Source organism: Oleiphilus sp. HI0117 (assembly GCF_001635235.1).
In genome coordinates, this window is the sequence record NZ_LWGA01000986.1 from 1 (window position 1) to 15,640 (window position 15,640).

General features: G+C 43.5%; 16 protein-coding genes and 1 tRNA gene. 9 read left to right on the plus strand and 8 right to left on the minus strand.

Going from position 1 to position 15,640, the window contains the following annotated elements; genetic code table 11:
* Positions 1-626: radical SAM protein (locus tag A3757_RS17685; protein WP_068740022.1), on the minus strand; the 626-nt coding region annotated here is incomplete at its 3' end.
* Positions 627-739: 113 nt separating this feature from the next.
* Positions 740-2,479: a bifunctional protein-serine/threonine kinase/phosphatase gene (locus A3757_RS17690; RefSeq protein WP_068553405.1), complete on the minus strand. Its 1,740-nt coding sequence runs from the start codon at positions 2,477-2,479 to the stop codon at positions 740-742.
* A gap of 426 nt (positions 2,480-2,905) precedes the next feature.
* Between A3757_RS17690 and nirB the strand changes: the two genes are divergently transcribed.
* The 5 genes from nirB to modC all read left to right on the plus strand — a co-directional run bounded on the left by nirB (position 2,906) and on the right by modC (position 8,627).
* The gene (gene nirB / locus A3757_RS17695; protein ID WP_068553404.1) at positions 2,906-5,440 is read left to right on the plus strand and encodes a nitrite reductase large subunit NirB; all 2,535 of its coding nucleotides are present in this window, start codon (positions 2,906-2,908) and stop codon (positions 5,438-5,440) included.
* A 30-nt stretch (positions 5,441-5,470) separates the two neighbouring features.
* A complete protein-coding gene (gene nirD, locus A3757_RS17700) occupies positions 5,471-5,797 on the plus strand; it encodes a nitrite reductase small subunit NirD (protein ID WP_068510303.1) in 327 nt (108 codons plus the stop codon).
* Between the two features lie 229 nt (positions 5,798-6,026).
* The gene (modA, locus tag A3757_RS17705; RefSeq protein ID WP_068553403.1) at positions 6,027-6,836 is read left to right on the plus strand and encodes a molybdate ABC transporter substrate-binding protein; all 810 of its coding nucleotides are present in this window, start codon (positions 6,027-6,029) and stop codon (positions 6,834-6,836) included.
* Positions 6,837-6,844: 8 nt separating this feature from the next.
* Positions 6,845-7,543 carry a molybdate ABC transporter permease subunit gene (gene modB, locus A3757_RS17710; protein ID WP_068553402.1) on the plus strand — a complete coding sequence of 233 codons (699 nt, stop codon included), beginning with the start codon at positions 6,845-6,847 and terminating at the stop codon, positions 7,541-7,543.
* Entirely contained in the window at positions 7,533-8,627 is a 1,095-nt protein-coding gene (modC, locus tag A3757_RS17715) for a molybdenum ABC transporter ATP-binding protein (protein ID WP_068553401.1), read from the plus strand. The genes modB and modC overlap by 11 nt, the downstream gene beginning before the upstream one ends.
* A 130-nt stretch (positions 8,628-8,757) precedes the next feature.
* Here modC and A3757_RS17720 read toward each other — a convergent pair.
* From A3757_RS17720 to thrH, 3 genes are all read right to left on the minus strand, one after another.
* Positions 8,758-8,833 (minus strand) — tRNA-Asn (locus tag A3757_RS17720).
* 161 nt (positions 8,834-8,994) lie between these two features.
* A complete protein-coding gene (rluB, locus tag A3757_RS17725; RefSeq protein WP_082865178.1) occupies positions 8,995-9,939 on the minus strand; it encodes a 23S rRNA pseudouridine(2605) synthase RluB in 945 nt (314 codons plus the stop codon).
* Between the two features lie 121 nt (positions 9,940-10,060).
* On the minus strand, positions 10,061-10,675 hold the full coding sequence (gene thrH / locus A3757_RS17730) for a bifunctional phosphoserine phosphatase/homoserine phosphotransferase ThrH (protein ID WP_068553400.1): 615 nt from the start codon (positions 10,673-10,675) through the stop codon (positions 10,061-10,063).
* Between the two features lie 170 nt (positions 10,676-10,845).
* Here thrH and A3757_RS17735 point away from each other — a divergent pair, with 170 nt between their 5' ends.
* Positions 10,846-11,595 carry a phosphoadenylyl-sulfate reductase gene (locus A3757_RS17735; RefSeq protein ID WP_082865177.1) on the plus strand — a complete coding sequence of 250 codons (750 nt, stop codon included), beginning with the start codon at positions 10,846-10,848 and terminating at the stop codon, positions 11,593-11,595.
* A 64-nt stretch (positions 11,596-11,659) separates the two neighbouring features.
* On the opposite strand, the gene A3757_RS17740 is transcribed toward A3757_RS17735, so the two are convergent.
* Positions 11,660-12,085, minus strand: coding sequence for an SRPBCC family protein (locus A3757_RS17740; RefSeq protein WP_068510313.1), 426 nt, complete (start codon positions 12,083-12,085; stop codon positions 11,660-11,662).
* 242 nt (positions 12,086-12,327) lie between these two features.
* Here A3757_RS17740 and A3757_RS17745 point away from each other — a divergent pair, with 242 nt between their 5' ends.
* From A3757_RS17745 to A3757_RS17755, 3 genes are all read left to right on the plus strand, one after another.
* A complete protein-coding gene (locus tag A3757_RS17745; RefSeq protein ID WP_068553399.1) occupies positions 12,328-13,092 on the plus strand; it encodes a YciK family oxidoreductase in 765 nt (254 codons plus the stop codon).
* A 99-nt stretch (positions 13,093-13,191) separates the two neighbouring features.
* Entirely contained in the window at positions 13,192-13,923 is a 732-nt protein-coding gene (locus A3757_RS17750) for a DUF3108 domain-containing protein (RefSeq protein ID WP_068553398.1), read from the plus strand.
* Between the two features lie 15 nt (positions 13,924-13,938).
* The gene (locus A3757_RS17755) at positions 13,939-14,322 is read left to right on the plus strand and encodes an MmcQ/YjbR family DNA-binding protein (protein WP_068553366.1); all 384 of its coding nucleotides are present in this window, start codon (positions 13,939-13,941) and stop codon (positions 14,320-14,322) included.
* A 38-nt stretch (positions 14,323-14,360) separates the two neighbouring features.
* Here the strand turns inward: A3757_RS17755 and A3757_RS17760 are convergent, their stop codons facing one another.
* Together A3757_RS17760 and A3757_RS17765 are read right to left on the minus strand one after the other, a co-directional pair.
* Positions 14,361-14,579: a hypothetical protein gene (locus A3757_RS17760; protein ID WP_068508004.1), complete on the minus strand. Its 219-nt coding sequence runs from the start codon at positions 14,577-14,579 to the stop codon at positions 14,361-14,363.
* 117 nt (positions 14,580-14,696) lie between these two features.
* Positions 14,697-15,572, minus strand: coding sequence for an endonuclease/exonuclease/phosphatase family protein (locus A3757_RS17765; protein WP_068553365.1), 876 nt, complete (start codon positions 15,570-15,572; stop codon positions 14,697-14,699).
* Positions 15,573-15,640: the final 68 nt, after the last annotated feature.

The window sequence follows — 15,640 nt, forward strand, 5'->3', positions numbered from 1 at the left end:
AAAAGTTGGTCAAAGAGAATATCGAAATTTTCATAGAGCTCTTTTTTATAATCCTGCTCTAGCTGTTGCTGAGGAGGAGGTAGGAACGGACCACCAGGATTATAAACTAAACTCAAGGTCAAGCCGCTCCCTTCGACTCCATAACCTAGTTTGTTTAGGAGCTTTAAGCTCTTGATGCTATCTTCGAAAACACCTTTCCCTCTTTGTTGGTCGACATTATCTTTCGTGTAACAAGGTAGAGACGCGACAACTTCCACCTCGTTAGCAGCCAGAAACTCAGCAAGGTCTTCATAGCCAGGTTCTTGCAGAATCGTCAAATTGCAGCGATCAATAACATGCACTCCCAGTGACCTTGCTTCTTCGACCAAGTAACGAAAATAAGGGTTCATTTCCGGTGCGCCGCCCGTTAAGTCCAGCTGTGAAATGTCTTTTTCTTTCAACAAAGCCAATACCAAGTCGATATTTGATTTGTTCATTAGCTCTTTACGGGTCGGCCCTGCATTAACATGACAGTGCGTACAACTAAGGTTACATAGGTATCCCAGATTTACCTGTAAAGTTTCTAGCCTATTTCGCTTAAGCGAAGGGAACTGCGTTTCGACCAATAAAGGGCGGCTATCTAACATAAAGATCCTGTTTTTGTATTGATATGATCTCTTAGGACTACAATCCGCGCCATAGGTTCCATATCAATCGTATTAATTCTATAAAAATGCGGGCAAAGGATGCCTAAAAAGCATTACCCCAGCCAAAGCCAGAGTGTGGCCAATTCTACAACAAACATGATTGCAGTGATGCTTTGCCAAAACCGCAGCGGATTTCTTTTTGCAAGTGGTATATGGGCCTTATCCATAAACTCCGAATTAGGATGTTCGAGATCATAAATAAATTCTGACAAGGCATCATATCGAAGTTCTGTAGAAATCTGTAAAGCTTTTTCGATCGCACCATCCATCCATTCGGGAACCATTGGGTTAAACTCTCGAGCTGGCTGATATTTTAGTCGATAAAATTCATTGGTAGACTGACTGGTCTCAAACTTCGCACCATAAGGTTGTTGGCCGGTCAACATTTCGTAAAGCACAACAGCGATTGAAAACATGTCGGACTTTAAAGACGCTTTTCTTCCCAACTTATATTCAGGAGCACCATAAGTGTCGGTCCCCAGCACTTGCTCGCGCTCAAAGGGCGATTCGATTTCAGCAACGCCCGCAATAAAACAGGAACCAAAATCTATAATCGTTACCTTGCCCTCATTATCGACCATAATATTTTCAGGCTTGATATCCTGATGCAAAGTCTCTTTACGATGCATTGCACGAACACCCTTCACTACCTGATGAATTATCGACATAACTCTTTCGATACCGGGCTTTGGATTTGCTTTCATCCACTCAGCTAGCGTTTGGCCCTCAACATAATCACAAACGTAATAAAGGAACTTTTGCCCTCTTTCACTTTCATGAATATTTACTACGTACTTACTGTTAATACGGTCAGCTACCCAGGGTTCCAATACAAATCGCTCTTTGTACGCCAAATCATCATCATAATTCACTGAAGGCGTTTTCATAGCATGTAACTTGTCAGTGTTATGATCTTTTACCAAATATACTTGTGATCGATTACTGGCATGTAGCTCTTTTATCACATGGTAGCCGTCAATAGACATTCCAGGGGAAAGCTCTGGTGGGAAGGGTAAGTCCGAAAGCTTTACGTAGGCATCTTCGGCATTTGGACAAGGCAAAGCATCGACTCTGACAATCTGGCAACTCAAGTTATCATCGGAGCCGTTTTCGAGTGCAATATCAACCAAGCTCTCACAAAGCCCGGTAAATTCATCCGACTTGCAATCAACCGCCTTAGCAATGACTTCTTTTATACGTTTATCGTTGATAAAATCATGAATACCGTCGGTACTCAGAAAAAAGATATCACCAGATTCGACATCCTCCGAGTAATAGTCGACATCAAGCATTAAATCCATTCCCATTGCACGAGTAAGATAAGTGGAATCCTTACTTACTCTGGCGGAATGGTCATGCGTGAGCTGCTCAAAGTTATTCCCTCTAAGCCGGTACACTCGGCTATCGCCGATATGAAATATATGCGCGACACGCGACTTGATAACCAAGGTCGACATTGTACTGATATAGCCATGCTCAGCCTGAAGATAACCAACCCCCTGCCCATATAACCAACGATTCAAAGCCGTTAATACTTTTTGAGCTGAGTTTTTAACTGTCCAGGAGTCAGGTGTACTGAAGAAGTCGGAGATAAAGTTCTTAACGCAGGTTTCGCTTGCCTCCTTGCCCGCCTCTGCACTACTGACTCCATCGGCAACAATAGCAACCATTCCCTTTACAGTTAATAGAGGCTCTTTCGGGACGTATATTCCGACAGAATCTTCATTTTGGTGCTTTAAGCCCTTTACTGATATTTGCCCTGCACTTGTACGAAGCCCGCTTTCTAGATGCATCTGATATTTCACTCACTTATTTATTATGGGTATTATTGCGCCAATAAGTAGCAAAATAACACCCCCTTTAGATTAAAATCTTAATTTTCAACGGCATATGTAAAAACGAACGCAATATACAGCCTTAGGATTGAACTCAGCGCATAGTCATGCACCATTACCAACCAAGGCGGAAAACAGCATTTTTTAGCTGCACCACTTTAAAGCACGCGTTTTTTCTCAAACGCTCAAAACCTGGCTATAAAACACGAACTTAAGAATTTTTTTCCTTTTTATTTCAATACCCTATGAAATTATTTAGATACTTGGCACAGCTCATGCTTAATTACAGATAATTGCGTAAACAAGCATTGAGTAACGCTAAAGCTTTTCACTAGTAAATAAGCACAGCGTATGCGCAGATTCTCAGACATACGAGGCCATAGAATGAAGAATAGTAGAGTTGTTGTAGTCGGTAACGGCATGGTGGGTCATCACTTCGTTGACCAAATGATTGCATCCGAAATTGGAGCGCACATTACAGTACTAGGCGCCGAAACGCGACCAGCCTACGATCGGGTACATCTCTCTGAAGTGTTCTCTGGCAAAGAGCCAAAAGATCTAGCACTAACAACCCGCGAATTCTACAAAGATAATGGTGTTGATGCGATTTTTGGTGATGCCGTTACAGATATAGACCGTAAAAACAAAATTGTTATCACTGAAAGCGGGCGACGCTTCGATTATGACAAGCTAGTATTGGCAACTGGTTCTTATCCTTTTGTACCACCTATCAAAGGTTCTGAAAGCAAAGAATGCCTAACCTACAGAACAATTGATGACTTGGGTGAAATTAAATCACATGCCCAGACCTCAAAAATTGGTGTAGTTGTAGGTGGTGGTCTGCTTGGTCTTGAGTGTGCAAACGCACTTCAAAATCTAGGGCTTGAAACTCACGTTGTTGAGTTTGCTCCCGGCTTAATGGGTGTTCAGCTAGATGATGGCGGCAGCAAGATGCTTCGACGTAAGATCGAAGCGCTTGGTGTTCAAGTACATACCCAAAAAGCGACTACGCTTATCGATAACAAAGGTGATAACACAAAACTGCGAATGAACTTCGCAGATGACACGCATCTTGATACTGACATGATCGTATTTTCTGCAGGCATTCGCCCCTATGATCAGTTAGCACGTAAAACCGGGTTAGAAGTTGGTGAGCGTGGCGGTATCGTTGTCGATTACCACTGCCGAACCTCTGACTCGAACATTTTTGCTATAGGTGAATGTGCTCTATATGGCAACATGATCTACGGACTGGTTGCGCCCGGTTATAGAATGGCAGAAGTTGCTGTTCAGCAATTCTCCGACGACGACGAAAAACCTTCGTTTACTGGCTCAGACATGAGCACGAAGCTGAAGCTTCTGGGTGTTGACGTCGGCTCAATTGGCGATGCCCATGGTAAAACGCCCGGCTCAATCGCTTACGTCTACAGTAACGAAAACTCAGAGATCTATAAGCGAATCATCGTATCTGAAGACGGCAATACACTGTTAGGTGCAGTACTAGTTGGCGACTGTTCAGATTACGACACACTTCTTCAATACTACCTGAACGGTATCGAGCTTCCCGAAAACCCTGAAGGAATGATTCTACCGAATGTTGAAGGGGGTGGTCCTGCGCTAGGTGCTTCAGCACTACCAATGGAAGCAACAATCTGTTCATGCCTAAACGTTAGTAAAGGCGACATTATTAACGCTCTTGATTCCGGTTGTTGCAGCGTAGGTGATGTAAAAGGTGAAACCAAAGCAGCTAGCGGTTGTGGCGGTTGCGCAGCACTTCTTAAGGATGTTGTTGATACTGAGCTTGAAGCGCGCGGCGTTACGGTTGATAAAAGCATTTGTGAACACTTCCCTCATACGCGTGAAGAGCTATATCACTTAATTCGTGTCGGTAGTATCAAGTCATTTGGCGAACTGGTAGAAAAACACGGTACCGGCCTTGGTTGTGATATTTGTAAGCCTGCGGTAGCAAATATGCTTGCAGCTAGCTGGAATGATTACATTCTAGAAGAGCAACATACAGGCCTGCAGGATACCAACGATACCTTTCTTGCAAACATGCAAAAAGATGGCACCTATTCAGTTGTCCCACGTGTACCAGGTGGTGAGATTACGCCTGAGCAACTGATCGCTATCGGTCAAGTAGGCCAAAAGTACAAACTTTATACAAAGATTACGGGCGGGCAGCGTATAGACTTATTTGGCGCCAAACTTAATGACCTACCCACTATTTGGGGTGAATTAATTGCTGCAGGCCTTGAAACGGGTCACGCCTACGGTAAGTCCTTACGTACCGTTAAGTCGTGCGTCGGATCAACTTGGTGTCGTTACGGAGTTCAGGATAGCGTGGGTCAAGCAATCGATATCGAAAACCGATACAAAGGTTTGCGTACTCCGCACAAGCTAAAAATGGCAGTATCCGGCTGTACTCGTGAGTGTGCAGAAGCGCAAAGTAAAGATGTTGGCATCATTGCAACTGAAAACGGCTGGAACCTCTACCTTTGTGGAAACGGCGGCATGAAGCCACGACATGCTGATCTGTTTGCGACCGATATCAGTACCGAAACGCTAGTTAAATATATTGATCGCTTCTTGATGTTCTACATCAAAACAGCAGACCGCTTACAAAGAACATCTGTATGGATGGACAACCTTGAAGGCGGTATCGAATACCTTCGTGAGGTTATTATTGAAGACAGCCTTGGTATTGCAGCTGAACTTGAAGCTCAGATGCAAAGCGTTGTCGATACTTATCAGTGTGAATGGAAAACTACGGTCGAAGACGAAACAAAACTACGTCGCTTCCGTCAATTTGTTAACTCTGATAAAGAAGATAGTAACGTTGTTTTCGTTGAAGAGCGTGGTCAAGTAAGACCTGCTAGCGAAGACGAAAAATCAAAATTAATCGCTAAGTCAGCTTAATCCAGTACTCACAGATAGGAGAAAATCAAAATGGCACTTAATGAAGTTATCTGTACGAAGTACGATCTTGTAGAAAATTCAGGCGTATGCGCGCTAGTAAACGATGAGCAAGTTGCGATCTTCTACATACCGAGCAGCGAAGAAAAGATTTTCGCAATATCTAACTGGGACCCATGCGGTAAGGCAAATGTTCTTTCTCGCGGGATTGTTGGAGATTTAACCGGCAAGTACGTGGTTGCTTCTCCCCTATACAAACAGCACTTTGACCTTAAGACAGGCGAATGCCTTGAGGAAGAAGACAAATCTGTAACTGTTTACCCAGTTAAACTCGAAGGCGATTCGGTCTTGCTAGCCTAGGCAGCAAGCAAAAAAGTTCTATCAAGCGGGGTGTGTTGGCTGGACTCACGAGGTCGTAAAACAGTCTTCCCACCCCATACATTCTTTCCCTTGTATGTCGCAAGGTTTAGCCCCGAAAGGGGCTTCTTTTTTAACCCCCATCATAAACTTGCTGAAATCAGTGCAATCGTTCAATATGCGCTTTTAACCAAAGCCAACACTTACAAATAGCAGCTGTTTCAGACCTTAGATGCGCACACCTATATTCAATTACCCAATAAGCTGGCTCAAAGCTTTTCTGGCAAGCCTGGTTATTTTCTCCTGCTCTACAAAGGTGTGGAGCGAAAGCGCCAATATCGCGGTTGCCTCTAACTTTATCTCCACCGCCAAAGTTTTAATTAAAAACTTTGAGAGTGAAAGCAAGCACAAGATCCATGCCTCCTATGGATCGTCGGGTAAGTTGGTCGCACAAATTACTCACGGCGCTCCTTTCGAGCTATTCTTGTCGGCCGATCAAAAGTCACCACACTTCCTCAGCGCTAAGCACCTTACCCTACCAGAGTCACAGTTCACTTATGCGATCGGACGGCTGGCACTATGCGCTAACACCCCTATTTCTGACGCCAGTTTGTCAAATATACTAAAAGCGCCGCAGATTAAGAAAATAGCATTAGCTAATGCTAAGCTTGCCCCTTATGGACGCGCTGCCCAACAAGTATTAGAACAACTTGAAATAGACCAAACTGATCGTAACAAATGGATTCGCGGCGAGAATATTGCGCAAACTTTCCAGTTTCTGATCAGTGGTAACGTTAACCTAGCCTTTATTGCAAAAGCTCAAGCAAACTCTTCAGACAATATTCAGTCAGAAGCATGTATTTCTATTCCCTCTGAGCTATATGATCCGATAAAGCAGGATGCTATTCTACTAAGTCGAGCAAACAAGTCCCCTGCTGCCATTGCTTTCTATAACTATCTTAAACAAGGCAAAGCTAGGGAGATAATACAAGGCTTTTCGTATAACGTGCCCGACATCACTCTAGACAATCAGCACAATTAAGCAGCGATATGTTTTTTTCTGAAGCAGATTATTCAGCCATATTAGTCACATTAAAACTTGCTACAGTTGTTACGATCAGCTTATTAGTCATGTGCACGCCACTTGCGTGGTGGCTTGCCCGCACAAAATCTTGGCTAAAAGTACCTGTATCTGCCCTGGTCTCTCTACCCTTAATTTTACCCCCCACGGTACTAGGCTTTTACCTTTTGATCGCAATGGGACCAAACGGGTATATTGGTGAAATGACCCAGAGTCTGGGCATTGGCACGCTCCCCTTTACATTTTGGGGGCTTGTACTTGGCTCAATTATCTACTCGCTGCCCTTTGTTGTGCAACCAATACAGAATGCTATGGAAATGCTAGGTGATGATGCCATCGAAGCTGCCGCCACCCTTAGAGCCTCTCCAATTGATCGTTTTTTTACGGTAACCCTTCCCTTGTGTAAGCCAGGTTTTTTAACGGCCGCAGTTCTTGGTTTCGCGCATACTGTTGGCGAGTTTGGGCTTGTTTTGATGATTGGCGGAAACATTCAGGATGAGACGCGCGTTATTTCTGTTCAGATTTATGACCATGTAGAAGCGCTGGAATACTCCCAGGCCCACGGGTTAGCCGGCATTATGGTTATATTTTCCTTTATCGTGCTGCTTTGCTTATACAGTTTTAACAGAAGGCAAAATCTTTTTGGTGGACTGAAAAATGGAGTATAAGCCTACAATCGCGATCAACCTCCACTCCACACGCAGCCCGCGCAATGGCAAGCCCTTCGAGCTACAAATCAACACCACGCTTCCAGGGGACGGAATTAATGTAATCTTTGGGCATTCCGGCTCAGGGAAAACAAGCCTATTACGCTGCATCGCAGGCTTAGAGCACGCAAGCGGATCTCTAGTCATAAACGGAGCTGAATGGCAAAGCTCGACCTCTTTTTTGCCAACCCACAAGCGTCCAATTGGTTATGTATTCCAGGACGCCAAGTTATTCCCTCATTTAAGCGCAATAGGCAATCTAGAATATGCTATTAAGCGCGCCAGCAAAAGCAGCGCAAAGCGTATCAGTATCGAGCATGTTCTTTCAATTCTCGGAATCGAAGCTCTTCTAAACAAGAAGCCCGATGAATTATCAGGAGGAGAACGCCAGCGAGTTGCGATTGCCAGAGCTTTACTTGTTCAGCCTGAACTCTTATTAATGGATGAGCCATTAGCTTCTTTAGATAAAGCCAGAAAACTCGAAATCCTTCCCTACGTTCAAAAGATTCGATCAGAATTTCGTATACCAATTTTATACGTCACTCACTCGGTAAACGAAGTCGCTAAACTTGCTGACCACTTAGTAATACTTGAAAACGGAAAGCTTAGCACTCAAGGTAAGGTTTCAGATGTGCTTTCTAATCTAGAGACAGCCGACTATTTAGGAAATGAAACAGGTATTATCATCCAAGGGCGAGTTAACGAGCTAGATGAACAATGGAACCTCGCAGCCGTAGACTTTGAAGGCGAACGCATATGGATTCACAATAAGGGGCTAGCGCATGGCGCAGAACTTAGAGTGCGTATATTAGCAAAGGATGTCAGCATCACTTTAAGTCAATCGAAAAACAGTAGCATTCTTAATCTATTACCGGCAGTAATCGACGAAATAGATGAAAAAGATTCTTCTATGGCTTTAGTAAGTTTAAATATTGGTTGCAGCAAGTTAATTGCCCGAGTAACTCGAAAATCCGTTCACCAACTAAATTTAATTGCCGGACTAAAGGTATGGGCCCAAATCAAGTCCGTTGCAATAGTTGAATAGTCTCAGAAGCTTCATTTTACAGACCAACAAAAAGCATCAATTCGAAAACACCGGCGCGTATCTTAGTGTTTAGTAGAATCTAAATTTTGGGAAATTTTAGGGAAGTATTTGTGCTTGAGGGTTATGAAGTTGGCTCCCCGAGCTGGGCTCGAACCAGCGACAAACGGATTAACAGTCCGCTACTCTACCAACTGAGTTATCGGGGAACTTCATCAACGGCGCGAATATTATCGCCTTAACTGATGGTCGTCAACACTTTATTGTAAAGAAAATGCAGTATTTCTTAAAAGCGTGATTTTTGTATAAATAATCAACAAAATCTGGGGCTTACAGCAACTTTCTTACATTAGGGAGATTTTTAAAATCACTATCTCCGCTTACTAGGACGTCGAGCCTGCTTAACGCCTTTCTTAACCGCTTTAGTGTGTGCCCTGCTTTCTTTAGCGATTTCCTGACTAGTTTTCTGCCTATGCTTGATAGGAGGCAAGTTAACCAAATCTCGCAATTCGTTAATATCCTTAACCTTAAGCTCTTCCCAGGCGCCAACCTTTAAACGACTTGGCATAAATATACAGCCGTAGCGTACACGCTTAAGCCTGCTTACCTGAACTTCCTGAGACTCCCATAAGCGACGAACCTCTCGATTACGACCTTCCATGACAACAACGTGAAACCACTTATTGCGGCCCTCGCCACCGTATTCTTGAACGTCGGTAAACTTGGCAAGTCCGTCATCGAGTAACACACCTTGCTTAAGTCTTTCGAGCATCGCGCCATCGACTTCACCATGGATCCGAACTGCGTACTCGCGATCAACACCGTAAGATGGATGCATTAAGCGATTAGCTAATTCGCCATCGGTTGTCAAAATCAACAAACCGCTAGTATTAATATCCAGACGACCTACCGATATCCAGCGCTGCCCCTCAAGCTTCGGCAGGTTATCAAAGACGGTTGGTCGCCCTTCAGGGTCAGAATGTGTACAGACAACCCCTTCAGGCTTGGAATAAACAATAACCTTATATTCTTGTTCAGACCTTCTAGGCATTTTTACAAAACGATCATCTACATAAACTTTATCACTTGGTACAACCCGCAAGCCCAATGAAGCAACTTCACCATTTACCTTCACTCGGCCCTGGCTTATCCAGCGTTCTAGCTCGCGGCGAGAAGCAAGGCCGGCTTGCGCAAGAACCTTCTGTAGGCGCTCACCAACAGGAGCCGTGGCACTACTTTCAGCTTGTAAGCTTTCGTCAAGATCGCTTTCGCTGACAGGAGTTTGTTGTAGATCAGTATCTGACTTCTTGGTCATTAAAATGCTCATTAGGTGAAATTTATATGCTGCAACCATTGTAGGTCAGCAGAGGGTATTCGCCAATAAAAAACCAGGGCTGAGGAACTATTGCGTAGTCACTAAGCCCGGAACTTATTGCTTAGGAATTTTGCGTCAGGCTAACTTTTAAAATCTCTGCCTGAAGATCAGCATATTCATGAACTGCTGGAAATTGAGGAAACTCATCGATCACATTCTGAGGTGACTTAAACAGGATGCCTGCTTCAGCCTGCTTCAGCATAGTTGTGTCATTATAAGAGTCGCCTGCTGCAATTACACGATAGTTCAATAATTGGAAGGCTCTAACAGACTGACGCTTAGGGTCTTTCTGGCGAAGTATATAGTCGGTAATCTTTCCATCTTCAGCCACTTCAAGCTTATGACAGAATAGTGTTGGAAAGCCTAGCTTTGCCATTAGCGGCATTGCAAACTCATAAAACGTATCAGAAAGAATAATTACCTGAAAGCGAGTAGACAACCAGTCAATAAACTCTTTAGCACCTGGAAGCGGATCGAGTTCAGCGATAACAGCTTGAATCTCATTAAGACCATAACCGTTTTCTTCAAGGATACGAAGGCGCTGAGTCATCAATACGTCATAATCTGGTATATCACGAGTGGTCGCCTTAAGCTCTTCTATTCCGGTCTTTTCAGCAAATGCTATCCATATTTCAGGGATCAATACCCCTTCTAAATCAAGACAAACTAATTCCACGACGCACTCCGTCTTTATAATAAAGGTTAATATCTTTCGATAGTGAAAATTCGAAGCGCTATTCTAACTAAAAGCTAGCGCCTTGCATAATGTAAAATCTTCGTTAGAATCGAGCTCATATTGCTAATACCACATTAGTATTAAAACAAAGCATATACAGAGACCAAATAATGTCGATTGACTTTAACGACCCCGCCACAATTACCGATGAAGCCGTTCAGCAGCTAAATGATGAGCTTTCAAGTAAATCACCTCGCGAAATTCTAAAATTTGCGATGAACACCTTCGATAACATTGCAATTTCTTTCAGCGGCGCAGAAGATGTTGCCTTGATTGAGCTTTCTCATCGACTAACTGACGACCTTCAGGTTTTCTCGCTAGATACAGGCCGATTACATCCAGAAACTTACCGCTTTATTGAAAAGGTTCGCCAACACTATAACATCGACATTGAATTAATGACCCCCAATGCTGAGCGACTAGAGGCTTTTGTTAAGCAAAAAGGGCTATTCAGTTTTTTTGAAGACGGGCATAAAGAATGCTGTGGCATTCGTAAAGTAGAGCCTTTGAAAAGAAAGCTTGGTACCTTGAATGCGTGGGTTTCCGGCCAACGTAAAGATCAAAGCCCAAGCACTCGCTCTGAAGTTGCTGTTATTGAGATTGATCATGGCAACTCAAGCGACGAGCGTAAGTTAATCAAATTCAACCCACTTGCGAATTGGAGCTCTAAAGAAGTTTGGGATTACATTAGGCTTTCTGAAGTGCCTTACAATGAGCTGCATGAAAAAGGCTTCACCAGCATTGGCTGTGAGCCCTGTACCAAAGCAGTATTGCCTACCCAGCATGAGCGTGAAGGTCGCTGGTGGTGGGAGGAAGCAACTCAAAAAGAATGCGGCTTACACATTACCGAAAGTAAATAAGCCGTCGTCGATACAACAAGGCCGCGAATTAGCGGCCTTGTTTAACTAAAAGGAGCCTTGCTCTCTATAACGATTGCGCATACTTCTGCAAGCCTTTAGAGATCCCCTGCTCCAGGCCTTTCGAAATAATACTGGTAGTCAGTGGAATCTTAGACTCAAGCTCTATCGTGTAGTCTAGCGTTGTAGCGCCGCCTTCCTCACTAAATCTAAGCTCTCCTACATGGTTCTTAATGGGGCTTCCTTTAGTGATTTTGTATTGAATAAACTCATCTGGTTTAAACTCAGTAATCGTTTCTTCAAAGCCCGGTAAAATCCCGATCTTGATCTCTCTAACCGAACCCAAGCCGTTAGCACCATCAGCACCATCAACAACTCTAGACATATTGATACCACAAATCTTACCGAAAGTATTATGATCACTAAGTGTGGCAAATACCTCACTGACGGGCGCATTGAAAATTTGCTTCATTTTTATTGTATTAACAGACATGCATCACTTACCTTTTGGCGATTTAATAATAGACAGCGACACGATAAAGTCATCGTGACCCGTAGTCATTATATATAAATATTCCCGCCTTTAAAGCGAAAAGCGACTACTTAAGAAATTAAGCGTTAAAGGTAGTATCTGCGTTAAATCTTGTGGCTAAGCAGCTTGGCTTTTACTAGAATTAGCAAGCGGCATCACGAAACGACGACGCCTTTCAATATAACCGTAAATATGAGAACCCTATGTTTGACTACCAAGCCCCGAAAGACCTACTCCAATCCAAAGTCATTTTAGTTACCGGTGCGGGTGATGGAATCGGCAAGACAGCAGCACTTAGCTTTGCCAAGCATGGAGCAACTGTAATCCTATTAGGGCGAACCGTTTCAAAGCTAGAAAAAGTCTATGACGAAATCGAATCCAAGGGCTACCCAAAACCGGCAATCATTCCAATGAATTTGGAAGGCGCTGTAGAGAAAGACTATATTGACGTTGCTAACTCGATCGATGCTGAATTCACTCATATCGATGGTATTCTCCACAACGCGGCGCAGCTTGGATCCCTTACGAGTATTGAGCAATACGAAGTGTCCGTTTGGAACAAAATGATGCAGGTAAACGTTAATGCCCCTTTTATGCTGACAAAGACACTGTTACCACTACTTAGAAACTCCGAAGATGCCTCTATTATTTTCACCTCATCAAGCGTTGGCAGAAAAGGACGTGCATTTTGGGGGGCTTATTCTGTCAGTAAGTTTGCAAACGAAGGTTTAATGCAGGTACTAGCAGATGAGCTCGACGGCACGGATAAAACTATTAAAGTGAACAGCATCAACCCTGGCGCCACACGCACTAATATGCGAGCCGATGCTTACCCTGCTGAAAACCCCCATAATAACCCAAGCCCCGAACAAATCATGCCCGTTTACCTCTATCTTATGGGTAAGGACAGCGAAAAAGTAACGGGACAAGCTTTTGACGCTCAATCCAATGCAAGATCAAAGGAATAACACAGTGGGCCTATAATTCTTGGTAATCTATTGGTCACCTCACTTTTAGAGACGGCTGCTAAGCTAAAGGAACAGCAACAAAATAAGTAAGAGACAATAATGAAGTTCTTTCTTTCCAGCTTGTTACTACTAAGCAGCCTATCCTGCATTAGCTTTAGCACACATTCCTTTGAATTGGTTCCTCATAGCGCCACCTATAGCGCTAATATAAAAAAAGGAATCAAAATCAAAGGCAAGGCTGTTAGACATCTGAAGAAAATGGATGAAAACCGCTGGCACTATAGTTTTAATGTCCGCTCTTTTGTAGCCGATATAAACGAAAGCACCCAGTTTACTTTCGAAGATGGCCGCCTTTTACCACAAAGCTACAACTATAAACTTAGCCCCATGTTTGGCCGAGATAGAAAAGCCAAGGTCCATTTCGACTGGCAGGCAGATATGGTTAATGGTCGTAGCAAAGGCGCAGATTGGGAAATTACGGGTATACCCAGTAACACCTACGACCGCCTTAGCTATCAGTTGCAACTTCTACGAGAGCTAGACAGTCCCTCTCCTCGTCTGGATTTCCAAATAGCACATAAGAAAAAACTTAGACCCAGCACGTTCGTAAAAACCGGTGAAGAATTAATCACTACAAAGCTTGGTGAGGCCAAAGCGCTGGTCGTAAAAAAGGTTCGCGCAGATGACAGCAAACGCCAGACCTACCTATGGGTTTCAGAGAAATACCCTATGCTTCTTCTCAAAATGACACAGATAGAGAAAGATGGAGAAGAGTATGAAATACATCTAGAGACAGCTAACGTTAACGGCACAGAAGTCACCTTTAAATAGCCAAGAGCAAAGCGCATGAACTACGAGACAGCAAAACAGTACTTACTATCAAAACCTGAAGCCAGAGAAGACTACCCTTTTGGCCCAGATGTTATGGTTCCGAAAATTAAGGCTAAGATGTTTGCTACGCTTGGCGTTAATGACAACATTGCCCAAATGAACCTAAAGTGCGACCCGAATCAAGCAAACGAACTACGCGACCTTTTTGAAGCAGTAAAGCCCGGTTACCATATGAACAAGCTTCACTGGAATACTATAATTCTTGACGGGAGCATCCCGGTCGGTGAAATTGAACGAATGATCGACCACTCCTACAAACTTGTCGTAAAAAAGCTGAGAAAAGCCGAACGCCAAGCATTGGAACTGAGTTATGGAAAAGAAGCTTTGTATAAAGATTAGCGAAGACAGGCTAGTCAGTATTCTTACCAGCCAGCAAATTAATCATCATCCTGCATAGGAATTATATACTTCCCCGACTCGAGACCCGATATTCGCTCATTAATCATGGTTTGCTCGGCGCCTGATAAGGCAAGCGACTCATTATTGGGATAAAATCTGTACTCTTCTTTATCTCCGTCAAATTTTATTTTACCCAGAATTTGACCGCTATTACTTATGCAATCAAGCTCTTGCTGAATTGGCCAGAACAGCACCATTTATCACTCCCTCTTAAAACAATTCTATCTCCGAATAATAATCGCAGATAATACTTGCGCAAACAAAAGATTTAAGTAGTTAGGCAATTTGAACGCTTGCAAGCTTAGCAATTGGCGTTAACGTAAAATAGCAACAATCGCTGGATGATCTGAGTAGCTGCCGGTGGACACCGCGTAATCATCAAGACAGGTCAACCCACGATACAAAATATGGTCAACTAGAGACTTCTTGCGGTGCTTGGGTTTTGAGTGAGATTCTATACTGTCTTGCATTCTGCAACTACTGGCTGATAATAAGGAACCTTTAGCTCGTAACAACTTCAACACTGTAGAGTTCGCTGTATCGTTAAAATCCCCTAAAGCAATAACCTTCGCGACTTTAGTCGAGGAAAAATCGTTTGCTTCGCGTTCAACGGCTTTCGACAGCGCCAATGCCTGGCTTTCACGCTTTAAGCGCTTGCTCTTGCTATCATTTCGCTTCGATAGAAAATGAGAGCTTATAACTGCGACTTGCTCCCCGGAAGCATTATCTAAGTAGAAGCGTGCACCGACAACCTTACTCAGACACTTTTTCTTTTTGACACCATTGGTTTTTCCGCAAGGGAAGCCGTAGTTTGTTAAACTACCTTTGACTGGTTCCAAACGGCTGATTAAGGCAACATCTTGGCCCGTTGCCGTATCCCTTCCCTGTGTAAAATACGCTTTCCAGTCTTTGCCAAAACGGTTTGCCAAATCGATCGCAACGTACTTATTTTCAATTTCTGACACCGCTAGAATATCTATCCTATGCTCTCTAACAAGCTTCGCATAGAATGCCAGCTCAGTTAGGTAATCCTTCTTTGACATGTCTCGTATCGTCACTTTACTACCGTCAGCTTTACCGTCATAAGGGGTCCATAGCCATTCGGTATTTAAAGTCATTACGCGAAGCTCTGCGTTTAAGCCTGTACAACACAATATACAGACCCCCATAATCATAGATCGAATTACCATTAGGGTTTCACTCTTTTCTGCGAGCCTCCATCATAGCAAGAACCTATAGACCGTTACGACAAGGTTAC

What these genes read in the sequence shown, in the direction of transcription:
- nirB (WP_068553404.1), top strand. Translation starts at nt 2,906, where the DNA reads ATGAAGAATAGTAGAGTTGTTGTAGTCGGTAACGGCATGGTGGGTCAT.
- A3757_RS17760 (WP_068508004.1), bottom strand. Translation starts at nt 14,579, where the DNA reads ATGGTGCTGTTCTGGCCAATTCAGCAAGAGCTTGATTGCATAAGTAAT.
- A3757_RS17735 (WP_082865177.1), top strand. Translation starts at nt 10,846, where the DNA reads ATGTCGATTGACTTTAACGACCCCGCCACAATTACCGATGAAGCCGTT.
- modA (WP_068553403.1), top strand. Translation starts at nt 6,027, where the DNA reads ATGCGCACACCTATATTCAATTACCCAATAAGCTGGCTCAAAGCTTTT.
- A3757_RS17765 (WP_068553365.1), bottom strand. Translation starts at nt 15,572, where the DNA reads ATGGTAATTCGATCTATGATTATGGGGGTCTGTATATTGTGTTGTACA.
- A3757_RS17740 (WP_068510313.1), bottom strand. Translation starts at nt 12,085, where the DNA reads ATGTCTGTTAATACAATAAAAATGAAGCAAATTTTCAATGCGCCCGTC.
- A3757_RS17690 (WP_068553405.1), bottom strand. Translation starts at nt 2,479, where the DNA reads ATGCATCTAGAAAGCGGGCTTCGTACAAGTGCAGGGCAAATATCAGTA.
- rluB (WP_082865178.1), bottom strand. Translation starts at nt 9,939, where the DNA reads ATGACCAAGAAGTCAGATACTGATCTACAACAAACTCCTGTCAGCGAA.
- A3757_RS17745 (WP_068553399.1), top strand. Translation starts at nt 12,328, where the DNA reads ATGTTTGACTACCAAGCCCCGAAAGACCTACTCCAATCCAAAGTCATT.
- nirD (WP_068510303.1), top strand. Translation starts at nt 5,471, where the DNA reads ATGGCACTTAATGAAGTTATCTGTACGAAGTACGATCTTGTAGAAAAT.
- A3757_RS17755 (WP_068553366.1), top strand. Translation starts at nt 13,939, where the DNA reads ATGAACTACGAGACAGCAAAACAGTACTTACTATCAAAACCTGAAGCC.
- modC (WP_068553401.1), top strand. Translation starts at nt 7,533, where the DNA reads ATGGAGTATAAGCCTACAATCGCGATCAACCTCCACTCCACACGCAGC.
- modB (WP_068553402.1), top strand. Translation starts at nt 6,845, where the DNA reads ATGTTTTTTTCTGAAGCAGATTATTCAGCCATATTAGTCACATTAAAA.
- A3757_RS17750 (WP_068553398.1), top strand. Translation starts at nt 13,192, where the DNA reads ATGAAGTTCTTTCTTTCCAGCTTGTTACTACTAAGCAGCCTATCCTGC.